Annotated in this window: 8 protein-coding genes; 6 read left to right on the top strand and 2 right to left on the bottom strand. The window is 65.3% G+C overall.

Annotation, left to right across the window (positions count from 1 at the left end; all coding sequences use genetic code 11):
* Positions 1 to 289 precede the first annotated feature (289 nt).
* Positions 290 to 1,279 carry a BMP family ABC transporter substrate-binding protein gene (locus EN780_RS23680; RefSeq protein ID WP_127283526.1) on the top strand — a complete coding sequence of 330 codons (990 nt, stop codon included), beginning with the start codon at positions 290 to 292 and terminating at the stop codon, positions 1,277 to 1,279.
* Between the two features lie 135 nt (positions 1,280 to 1,414).
* Here EN780_RS23680 and EN780_RS23675 read toward each other — a convergent pair whose 3' ends face one another.
* Together EN780_RS23675 and EN780_RS23670 are read right to left on the bottom strand one after the other, a co-directional pair.
* Positions 1,415 to 1,852 (bottom strand): hypothetical protein, encoded by a 438-nt coding sequence (locus EN780_RS23675; RefSeq protein WP_128275479.1) that lies wholly within the window; start codon positions 1,850 to 1,852, stop codon positions 1,415 to 1,417.
* A gap of 15 nt (positions 1,853 to 1,867) precedes the next feature.
* The gene (locus EN780_RS23670; RefSeq protein WP_187331332.1) at positions 1,868 to 2,074 is read right to left on the bottom strand and encodes a SlyX family protein; all 207 of its coding nucleotides are present in this window, start codon (positions 2,072 to 2,074) and stop codon (positions 1,868 to 1,870) included.
* Between the two features lie 209 nt (positions 2,075 to 2,283).
* Between EN780_RS23670 and EN780_RS23665 the strand changes: the two genes are divergently transcribed.
* The 5 genes from EN780_RS23665 to EN780_RS23645 all read left to right on the top strand — a co-directional run.
* Complete coding sequence (locus EN780_RS23665; RefSeq protein ID WP_127283528.1) at positions 2,284 to 3,816, top strand: ABC transporter ATP-binding protein; 1,533 nt, start codon at positions 2,284 to 2,286, stop codon at positions 3,814 to 3,816.
* Positions 3,813 to 4,952 carry an ABC transporter permease gene (locus EN780_RS23660; protein ID WP_127391239.1) on the top strand — a complete coding sequence of 380 codons (1,140 nt, stop codon included), beginning with the start codon at positions 3,813 to 3,815 and terminating at the stop codon, positions 4,950 to 4,952. The genes EN780_RS23665 and EN780_RS23660 overlap by 4 nt, the downstream gene beginning before the upstream one ends.
* Position 4,953: 1 nt before the next feature.
* A complete protein-coding gene (locus EN780_RS23655; RefSeq protein WP_127312239.1) occupies positions 4,954 to 5,925 on the top strand; it encodes an ABC transporter permease in 972 nt (323 codons plus the stop codon).
* A gap of 55 nt (positions 5,926 to 5,980) precedes the next feature.
* Positions 5,981 to 6,373, top strand: coding sequence for a cytidine deaminase (gene cdd / locus EN780_RS23650; protein ID WP_127286137.1), 393 nt, complete (start codon positions 5,981 to 5,983; stop codon positions 6,371 to 6,373).
* The coding region (locus tag EN780_RS23645; protein ID WP_128275478.1) for a purine-nucleoside phosphorylase at positions 6,370 to 7,019 on the top strand (650 nt) is incomplete at its 3' end. The genes cdd and EN780_RS23645, both read left to right, overlap by 4 nt.

The following is a 7,019-nucleotide window of genomic DNA, read 5'->3' as shown; positions in this document are numbered from 1 at the left end:
GTTCTACGCCATCGGCTACCGGCGGCAGCGGCGGGGCGGCGAGTTCGCCGCCACCTGACGTCGTCCGCGCCGGCCCCAAGGGCAGCCGAAGAACGGATGATGCGCCGCGCCGCATGCCGGCACCATGCTTTTCCAAAAGGTCAAAATTCCGCGTGAATTTTGTTTCGGGCCGTGCCAGATTGGCCGCGAGCGGGAGGGGCATACTTCCTGCCAGACGCCGTCTGCCCGCCGGAGAACCGGGCTGTCAGGCGGTGCGTAACGGAAAAATAACCGACAGGGTGTGGATCACATGAAACGTATCGTTCTTGGCCTTCTGGCCGCAACCGCAATGGTTCTTCCGGCTTTCGCCGCGGATATCCAGCCGGCGATCCTCTATGATCTCGGCGGCAAGTTCGACAAATCGTTCAACGAGGCATCCTTTAACGGCGCCGAGAAGTTCAAGACCGAGACCGGCATCGCCTATGTGGAATTCGAGGTCTCGAACGCCACCCAGCGCGAGCAGGCGCTGCGCCGCTTCGCCGAGGACGGCCGCAATCCGATCGTCATGGCCGGCTTCTCCTGGGCGGACGCGCTGGACAAGATCGCCACCGAATTCCCCGACACCAAATTCGCCATCATCGACATGGTCGTCGACAAGCCCAACGTCCGCTCCGTCGTCTACAAGGAGCAGGAAGGCTCCTACCTCGTCGGCGTGATGGCGGCGATGGCCTCGAAGTCCAAGAAGGTCGGCTTCATCGGCGGCATGGACATCCCGCTGATCCGCAAGTTCGGCTGCGGCTATGTGGGCGGCGCCAAGTCGGCCGGCGCGACCGATGTCATCCAGAACATGACCGGCGACACGCCCGCCGCCTGGAACGATCCGGCCAAGGGCGGCGAGATCGCCAAGACGCAGATCGACCAGGGCGCCGATGTGATCTACGCCGCGGCCGGCGGCACCGGCGTCGGCGTGCTGCAGGCGGCCGCCGATTCCGGCAAGCTCGGCATCGGCGTCGATTCCAACCAGAACGGGCTGCAGCCCGGCAAGGTGCTGACCTCGATGGTCAAGCGCGTCGACGTCGCCGTCTACAACACCTTCATGGATGCCAAGAACGACAAGTTCACCGCCGGCATCAACGACCTCGGCCTCAAGGAAGGCGGCGTCGACTACGCCATGGACGACAACAACAAGGCGCTCGTCGACGATGCCATGAAGACGGCGGTCGAAAAGGCCAAGGCCGACATCATCGCCGGCACCGTCAAGGTGCACGACTACATGTCGGACAATGCCTGCCCGTATTGATCGGCTCTGATCTTCAGCAATGCGGACCGCCGGGTGAAAGCCCGGCGGTTACTTTTTTGCCGCCGCCGGCGTCCTAAGTGTTTGTTTTGACGCAATTGCGGACGGAAACCGTTTCACACTTTTCCTGGAATTGCTCTAGGGCACAGGCATGCCGTCGGCAGACCATGCACCGGTGAGATAGCCGAGCGCGAAGGCGGCCACCAGCGCCATGGCGATGGCAAATCCGCGCCGGCCGCCAAGGGCGTGCAGGCCGACGCCATAGGGCGGGCGCTCCAGCCTGCGGATCATCGTTGGCCCCGCTTCCTCGCCGCTGTCGCCGCCACCAACGCCGGCAAGCCGCATCTGCGGCAATTCGGCGATGCGCCGGGTGACCAGGTCCCAGCGCTTGTCGGTCGCGCCGTCCGCCGGCGCGGCGGGGTCGAAGGCGCGCATGCGCTCGGCCAGGCGCAGCACCGCGTCGCGGAAGGCGGGGTCGATTTCCAAATCGCGTTCGGCGCGCCGGCGCTCGACGTCGTTCATCAGGCCGAAGACATAGTCGCCGGCGCGGGCGATGCGGTCGCTTTCACTGGCCATGCGGCTGTCCCTCCCTCACCAATGCGGCGGCTTGGTGACCGGCACGTCGGACGCGGCCTGCTCCTCCAGGGCCAGGAAGCGGTCGGTAAGCGCGCTGAGCTTGCGTTCCATCCGCTCGATCACCTTCCACTGCTCGGCGATCTGGCCTGACAGTTCCTCGATGGTCTTTTCCTGCTCGGCGGCGCGGATTTCCAGCGTCGTCAGCCGGTCGGCAGGCATGATCATTTCAAAACCCCGGTCTGTTGCGCTCACAGGCGATGCGTCCGTCGCGTTCCCCACATTAGCGAATGTGAAGGTCCCGGCCACCTTCGAAATTGACAAGCACGCGGGGATTTGTCGAGAGTGGACAACCCCCCGGCCGATTGGCACAGGCGGGGCAGCATGCTAGGCGTTTTGACCAAGCGATAAAAAATAAGAGTGGGACAGGCTGCATGGCGCAAGCCGCAATCGAACTGATCGGCATCAACAAGAGTTTTGGCGCCGTGCGCGCCAACCGCGACATCAATCTGGAGGTCGCGCGCGGCACCATCCACGGCATCGTCGGCGAGAACGGCGCCGGCAAGTCGACGCTGATGTCGATCCTCTACGGTTTCTACCAGGCCGACAGCGGCGAAATCCGCGTCGGCGGCCAGCCGGCGTCGATCAAGACGCCGAACGACGCCATCGCGCTCGGCATCGGCATGGTGCACCAGCATTTCATGCTGGTCGACAATTTCTCGGTGCTGGAGAACGTCATCCTCGGTGCCGAGAGCGATGCGCTCTTGAAGCGCAGCATCGCCAAGGCGCGTTCCGAGCTGGAACGGCTGGAGCGCGAATACGGGCTGGAGGTCGATCCCGACGCAATCATCGAGGAACTGCCCGTCGGCCTGCAGCAACGCGTCGAAATCCTCAAGGCGCTCTATCGCGGCGCCGAGATCCTGATCCTCGACGAGCCGACCGGCGTCTTGACGCCGGCGGAGGCCGACCACCTGTTCCGCATCCTCAAGCAGCTGAAGGAGCAGGGCAAGACGGTGGTGCTGATCACCCACAAGCTGCGCGAGATCATGGCCATCACCGACACCGTCTCGGTGATGCGCCAGGGCACGATGGTGGCGACCAGGGTGACGAAGGAGACCACGGTCGGCGAACTCGCCGAACTGATGGTCGGACGCCGCGTGCTGCTCAGGGTCGAGAAGGGCGAGGCGGAAGCCGGCGCCGTGAAGCTCGCGGTCAAGAACCTGACGGTGAAGGACCAGCGCGGCGTCACCATGGTCGACGACATCTCCTTCGACCTGCGCGCCGGCGAGATCGTCGGCATCGCCGGCGTGGCCGGCAACGGACAGTCCGAACTGCTCGAGGCGATTTCCGGCATCCGCCACGCCGTCTCCGGCTCGGTCATGCTCGACGGCAAGCCGATCGATCTCACAGGCAAGGCGGATCCCGGCGAACTGCGCGACCGCGGCCTCGCCCACGTGCCGGAGGATCGCCACCATGTCGGGCTGGTGCTCGCCTTCGAGGAGAACGAGAACTCGATCCTCGGCTACCACGACGACGAGCGCTATCTGAAGGGGCCGCTGCTCGACATCGACGCCATCCGCAACGACGCCAAGGACAAGATCGCCAAATACGACATCCGTCCCGCCGACTGCCGGCTGAAGACGGCCAATTTCTCCGGCGGCAACCAGCAGAAGATCGTGCTGGCCAGGGAGATGGAGCAGGATCCGGGCGTGCTGATCGTCGGCCAGCCGACGCGCGGCGTCGATGTCGGCGCGATCGAATTCATCCACAAGCGGCTGATCGCCATGCGCGACCAGGGCAAGGCGGTGCTGGTGGTGTCGGTCGAGCTCGACGAGATCCGTTCGCTGTCCGACCGCATCCTGGTGATGTTCGCCGGCCGCATCGTCGGCGAGCGCGGTCCGGAAGCGACAGAAGGGGAACTCGGCCTCCTGATGGCCGGGGTCGAGCAGCGGGAGGCCGCGCAATGAGCACGCCTTACGCAAAACTTCCGGCCTGGGCCGACTACGGCCTGATCCCGGTGATCAACCTGTTCGTTGCCTTCGTCGTCGCCGGCTTCGTGGTGGTCCTGGTTGGGGAGAATCCGTTCCGCGCCGCGGTCATCCTGGTGCAAGGCGCCTTCGGCAAGGGGACGGGTATCGCGTTCACGCTGTTCTACGCCACCACCTTCATCTTCAGCGGGCTGTCGGTGGCGGTCGCGGCGCATTGCGGCCTGTTCAACATCGGCGGCGAGGGCCAGGGCTACATTGCCGGGCTCGGCATCGGCGTCGTGTGCCTCGCATTCGACAGCGTGCTGCCATGGTGGCTGACCTTTCCGCTGGCGATCGTTGCCGCCGCGGCGATGGGGGCGCTGTGGGCGCTGATCCCGGCCTATCTGCAGGCCAGGCGCGGCTCGCACATCGTCATCACCACCATCATGTTCAACTTCATCGCCGCCAGCGTCATGGTCTATGCCCTGGTCGGCTTCCTTAAGCCGCTCGGCTCGATGGCGCCGCAGACGCGCACCTTCCTCGACGGCGCGCAATTGCCGAAGCTCAACTGGGTGATCGAGCTGTTCGGCGCCAAGATCCGCTCGGCGCCGCTCAACGTCTGCTTCCTCCTGGCGCTGCTGATGGCATTCCTGGTCTGGCTGCTGATCTGGCGCACCAGGCTCGGCTACGAGATGCGCACCTATGGCCACAGCGCCAAGGCGGCACGCTATGCCGGCATCTCGGAAACGCGCATCGTCATCATCGCGATGATGATCTCGGGCGCGCTGGCCGGCATGATGGCGCTCAACCCGACGATGGGCGACCAGCACAATGTCGCGCTCGATTTCGTCTCCGGCGCCGGTTTCGTCGGCATCGCGGTGGCGCTGATGGGGCGCCTGCATCCGGTCGGCATCGTGCTGGCGGCGATCCTGTTCGGCATGCTCTACCAGGGCGGCGCCGAACTTGCCTTCGAGATGCCGGCGATTTCCCGCGACATGATCGTCATCATCCAGGGCCTGGTCATCCTGTTCGCCGGCGCGCTCGAACACATGTTCCGGCCCTACATCCAGGCGCTGTTCGCGTCGATCAGTCCGAAGACGGTCGGCATCGAAGCGGTCAAGGGGAAGGGCGCCTGAGATGGATTTCTTCATCGCCATTGTGCAGATACTCGACTCGACCATCCGCCTGTCGGTGCCGCTGTTGCTGGCCTGCCTCGCCGGCCTCTATTCGGAGCGCGCCGGCGTCTTCGATATCGGGCTCGAGGGCAAGATGCTGGTCGGCGCCTTCGCTGGTGCTGCCGCCGCCTCGGTGCTGCATTCGGCCCTGCTCGGTCTCGGCACGGCCATCCTGATCTCGGTCGCCTTCGCCATGGTGCACGGCTTTGCCTCGATCACCCATCGCGGCAACCAGATCGTGTCCGGCGTGGCGATCAATTTCATCGCCGCCGGCTCCACCATCATGCTCGGCCAGCACTGGTTCCAGCAGGGCGGGCGGACGCCGGCGCTGGCGCCGGGCGAGCGGTTCGAGGCGATCACCTGGCCCGGCGCCGACGCGCTGCGTGACGTGCCGATCATCGGGCCGATCTATTCGGAACTGATCTCCGGCCACTCGATACTGGTCTATTTCGCGTTCCTGATGGTGCCGTTCGCCTGGTGGGTGCTCTACCGCACCCGCTTCGGCCTCAGGCTGCGCGCCGTCGGCGAGAACCCGGCCGCCGTCGACACGGCCGGCATCTCGGTCGCCTGGCTGCGCTACCGGGCGCTGATCTGCACCGGCATCCTCACCGGGGTTGCCGGCGCCTATCTGTCGATGGTGCAGAATGGCGGCTTCGTGAAGGACATGACCGCCGGCAAGGGCTACATCGCCTTGGCGGCATTGATCTTCGCCAAATGGAAGCCGGTCAACGCCATGTTCGCCTGCCTTTTGTTCGGCTTCCTCGATGCGCTGTCGATCCGCCTGCAAGGGACGCCGCTGCCGGTCATCGGCAAGGTGCCGGTGCAATTCATGCAGGCGCTGCCCTATGTGCTCACCGTGATCCTGCTTGCCGGCTTCATCGGCAAGGCGATCCCGCCGCGCGCCGGCGGCGTGCCCTATGTCAAGGAACGCTGAGGCAAACGCGGAAGCGAACCGGCTTTTGGACAAGATCGTGGGAGAGAAGAACTGAATGTCGCATGATCTGTTCGAGGCGGCCAAGGCTGCGATGGCCAAGGCCTATGCGCCCTATTCGAAATTTCCGGTGGGCGCCGCATTGCGCACCGAGGACGGGCGTATCTTTGCCGGCGCCAACATCGAGGTGGCCTCCTATCCCGAGGGCTGGTGCGCCGAAACAACGGCGCTCGGCCACTACATCATGGGCGGCGGCGGCAGGATCACCGAGATCGCAGTCCTTGCCGAGCGGATGGCCAAATGCTCGCCCTGCGGCGGCTGCCGGCAGCGGCTGGCGGAGTTCTGCCGGCCGGAGACGAAACTCTATCTTTGCGACAATGGCGGCGTGGTCGAGACGGTGACCATGGGCGACATGCTGCCTTACGGCTTCAGGGGCGACATACTGAAATGATGGAAAAGGCGCTCGATCATCTCGTCGAACGGCTGGACGGGCTGGCGCCCACGGTCGCGCTGGTGCTGGGTTCGGGCCTTGGCGGCCTCGTCGACAAGGTCGAGGACGCCAGGCGCATTTCCTATGCCGAACTGCCGGGCTTCCCGAGAAGCGGCGTCAGCGGCCATGCGGGTGAGGTGGTGGCGGGGCATTTCGCCGGCACGCCGGTGCTGATGCTGTCCGGCCGCGCGCATTATTACGAGCACGGCGTTGCCGCGGCGATGCGCCCGGCGCTGGAGGTGCTGGCCGGCATCGGCATCTCGCAGCTCATCCTGACCAATGCCGCCGGCTCGGTCGATCCGGAGATGGGGCCGGGTTCGGTGATGCTGATCACCGACCACATCAATTTCTCGGGCTCCAATCCGCTGATCGGAGAGCCCAGCGATCGCCGCTTCGTCGGCCTCACCGAGGCTTATGATGCGGGCCTGCGCAAGGCGATCGAGAAGGCGGCCAAGGCGACCGGCACCAAGCTGCATCAGGGCGTCTATATGTGGTTCTCCGGCCCTTGCTTCGAGACGCCGGCGGAGATCCGCATGGCGCGCATCATGGGCGCCAATGCGGTCGGCATGTCGACGGTGCCGGAGGTCATCCTCGCCCGCTTCCTGGG

Source organism: Mesorhizobium sp. M4B.F.Ca.ET.089.01.1.1 (assembly GCF_004022605.1).
GTDB lineage: Bacteria > Pseudomonadota > Alphaproteobacteria > Rhizobiales > Rhizobiaceae > Mesorhizobium > Mesorhizobium abyssinicae.
Note: the sequence above shows the minus strand (reverse complement) of the source record. Positions and strands in the feature narration are given on the sequence as shown.